We start from the raw sequence: 3,660 nt of genomic DNA on the forward strand, positions 1-3,660 counted from the left end.
AATCTAAATTATTTAAGGGCAAAAGCCTTTGGATTCCCTCCTCCTCGTCACCCCGGCAATTTTTAAGCCGTCTTTAGCCTGCCCCTGAATGTATTTATCACCCTTCGTTCGTCACCCCGGCAATCTTTAAGCCGGGGTCCATGGTTTTTAAAAGTATTTGGATTCCCGATTAAAGATTTCAGGAATGACGAGGGAGGGAGGTCGTCATTCCTGAATGGTTCTATCAGGAATCTAAATAATAGGAGGCGACATCCCTATGGTTCCAAAAAGAAGAAGAAAAAAGCAAAAACATAAAAAAACAAAGATTGCCGGGTAAAGAAAAATGTTTTCTCGGCACAAAATATCCCATTCCATTTGCCGAGCTCCAGTTCGATGTAACATTATTCCCATTTACCAAACACACTTAGGGCATACGTAAAGACGAGGATATACATAGTCGCCGAAAAGAGATAAAAGGAAATAAGAAGACTTTATGAGGAGAGAGGTTTTTATCCGGGGTACAAACTAAAAAACCGGGGAGGAAATCCTCCCCGGTTTTTTTAATCGGTAATTAGAAAGTTACATTGAGCTCGGCAGTGATGGTTCCGGCAGTGTCGATGATACCTCTGCCGTCATCTATACCACCAGTTTCGTCTCCATCCCAGGTGTTGAGTTCATAGCCCAAAGTAAGAGCAGTATTTTCAGCCATAGCCCACTCTACTTCAGCCAGAACACTCCAAACCTCAGCACCCTTGCTGTCGTAGCGACCTTTGAGAGTGGCAGCAATATCATCTTCCACCCACTTGTAGCTCAATATTCCTACACCAGTGATTCGAGCAGCGTCGCTTACGTACTGGACGTTAGCACTGACATAAGACTCATCTTCATCATCTTCGTCATTCAGCGGATAATTATCATATCCAGCGAAAACAGCAAAGCCGCCAGCAACGTGGTCAGCATCTCCCAGATAGTAAGCTAGATCAATGAGAGCCTGCTCATCCGCTACAGCATCAGCGGGGACATAAACTATTGTGCCAGTTACCTCGTTGGTTACTATAGTAGCTACTCCAGTAGTGTTAGTGCTAATGGTTTGATCATACTCATAACCTATTTCTAAAGTCCACTTATCATCATCGTCTTCATCGCTGAGGTCAAAAGTAGCACTCACTGCGCCACCCATTCTGTCAGCATCGAACGAGCTGGTCTCAAGAACAGCAGGGGTAAAGTTATCGGTGATGTAGTGTCCCTCTAAAGTAACAGTTACATCATCAGAAGCTTCCAAAGCTAGCTCTCCTGCTACTCCATAACCACCCTGCAGCACTCCGTAACCACCTTCTACGGTGAGGAGAACATCGGACTCATCAAAATCGGTCTGAGCTCCGGCGCTGATGACCAGGTCACCACCTACGTTGTAGAAAGTGCTGCCTACTCCCGGGAACCAGGTAGCAGCAACGCTTACCTCTTCCCACTCAGCACGCACAGAGTAGAAATCGTTGGGTGCAGCCAATAGTCTGAATATGGTGTCGCTATCTTCCTCAGCATAGGTCACATACACACCTTCAAAGTCCAGATCATAGTCGTCATCATCATCGGGGTCATCAGGCTGATAATCACCCAGCACCAAACCCACGTTCCCGCTTATGTCGTCCTTGTAAAGGTTTATGTCTCCTGCTCTTACGAACCACTCTTCATCTACATACTCGATGTAAAAATTGTCTGCCGTAACCTCAGGATCAGAGCCAGCTAAAGTGTTTTTGATGATCAAATCTACTCCAGCAATGGTGTTTTCGTTAATGTCAGCAGCGATATGGAGAGTGGTCTCATCTTCAAAACTAACATCGGTTTTGTCAGCGGCAGTAGGAGAAAAAGCTTCGTAACTTACATTGAACTCTCCAGTGACCAGAACAGGTTCGTGGTATTTCTCTAACACATCGACTCGAGCTTCCAGAGCTCTAATGGCCTCACTCTGCTCACCCAGAGCTCTCTTTAAGTCATCTACAGTTACTCCTAGTAATCTCAGTTCATCGGCAAATTCCTGCACCAGCTTCTCCAGCATAGCTACGTCTTCTTGAGTAGCAAATCCGGCTTCGTCTATTCTCTGCTCCATATAAGCCAAACCTCGAGCAGCAGCCATGGCAAACTCGTAACGAGTCATAGCTCGGTTACCGCCAAAAGTACCATCAGGGTAACCAATAATAATGCCCTTAGCCGCTAAGCTCTGCACTGCATCATAAGCCCAGTGGTTCAGTGGCACATCCACAAACGGATTGGCCAGAACAGGAAGAGCAAGAGCCAGCACTAGAACTACTGCTAATACGATCTTCTTCATGGTTTTCATGTTTGAAACCTCCTTGGTAGTTTGTTTTATTCAGCCTTCCGTCTTCCAAGGAGAATCACCGAGAGTATCCCTGTTTCCTCTCTTCTCTCTCCTTTTCTCAGACTTCCAGCTGCCACCTTACATCTCTTCTCACCGGGTCACCAAGAATCCTTTTTCACCTCCTTTCTCCTTACCCAGGAGTAAGAGACAGGATAGCCTTTTTTTATCCTATATATACTATACGACAAATTATTGCTTTTGACTACAACAAAAAAAGAAATTTTTAAAAAATTTTTTAAATTTCCCAGCCCGGGGTAGCCAGAGTCTCATCATCTAAGTAAAAACTGGCATCAAAATCTACCCCGTCTCGAATTAAGGGGTGAGGCTTTCCCACCGCCTCACAACGCAAAAAATGAGAACGAAACCAGTCCGCATCGGCAGGTAGCGGCAATTCCACCTCTAAAAGCTTTCTCATTCTGGTCTGGTCATAATAACTTTCATCAAACTGGTTATCGGTATCAGGATAAGAACTAAAACGACGCAAGATATCCGTTACCACAAAGTTCATCTCCAGAAGCATCTTTTCTATGTTATACCATTTCTGCCAGGAAGATTCAATAGTAGTCAAACCAAAATATAAAGCTCCTTCTGAGCGAAGAGCTTGAGCCCCCCGGGAAAGAGTAACTTTTAAACCTTTTTCGCTTTCTACCGGGTCAGTGACAAAAACAGAAAAGGCATGGTCTTCTAGAGGATAGGGATCAACGGCATTATAGTGATAAACTTCCAGATTAAAATTATTTTCTTTGCCTCTTTTTTCAATAAAATCTACCAGGCGGCTATCCACTTCTAAAACAGTTACCGACCGGGGAAATCCGGTGGCCAACAAAGCCAAACTGAAAAGGTCGTCATCCCCCAGAAGAAGAATCTCCTGTCCTTCTATGTCTCCTCGCTCATACATAAACGCCACCCGGGCAAAAATATCTTCCTGAGTCATAAACCCCTGGTCGAAACGGGGGTCGGGAAGAGGCCTGCTTTCTACCAGTTTAGAATAAAGCTCCCAGGCTTCGGGAAAGGCGTGAAAATTGTACCCCCCTCGACAGTGAGGGCATCTCACCTCCTGCGCCGGGGAGATAGAAGCGGCAAGCTTTTCTCCCTGCAGAGAGAGGGAAAATTGTCCTCCCTCATAAACCACCCAGCCCTTCTCCATCATGGTTTTGAGCCGTTCCACAAAACCCTTTATATGCTCATCTTGCTCATCTAATAACCTCCAGAAACTACAAGGACCCTTTTTGAGAGTTCGCCATATCTGTATCTCATAACGATCCATAACTTTGCTCCTTTCTAAAGTCTCCCCCTCACCTCCG

2 protein-coding genes are annotated in these 3,660 nt (G+C 45.3%); both read right to left on the reverse strand.

Features of this window, described 5'->3' with window-relative positions; genetic code table 11:
- Positions 1–550 precede the first annotated feature (550 nt).
- Positions 551–2,317 (reverse strand): S-layer homology domain-containing protein, encoded by a 1,767-nt coding sequence (locus GXZ17_RS02485; protein ID WP_409375712.1) that lies wholly within the window; start codon positions 2,315–2,317, stop codon positions 551–553.
- Between the two features lie 274 nt (positions 2,318–2,591).
- The coding region (locus GXZ17_RS02490; protein WP_409375713.1) for a bis-aminopropyl spermidine synthase family protein at positions 2,592–3,660 on the reverse strand (1,069 nt) is incomplete at its 5' end.

This window comes from Candidatus Sordicultor fermentans, from assembly GCF_012728195.1.
Classification (GTDB): domain Bacteria; phylum Atribacterota; class Atribacteria; order Atribacterales; family Caldatribacteriaceae; genus Sordicultor; species Sordicultor fermentans.

What these genes read in the sequence shown, in the direction of transcription:
- GXZ17_RS02485 (WP_409375712.1), bottom strand. Translation starts at nt 2,317, where the DNA reads ATGAAAACCATGAAGAAGATCGTATTAGCAGTAGTTCTAGTGCTGGCT.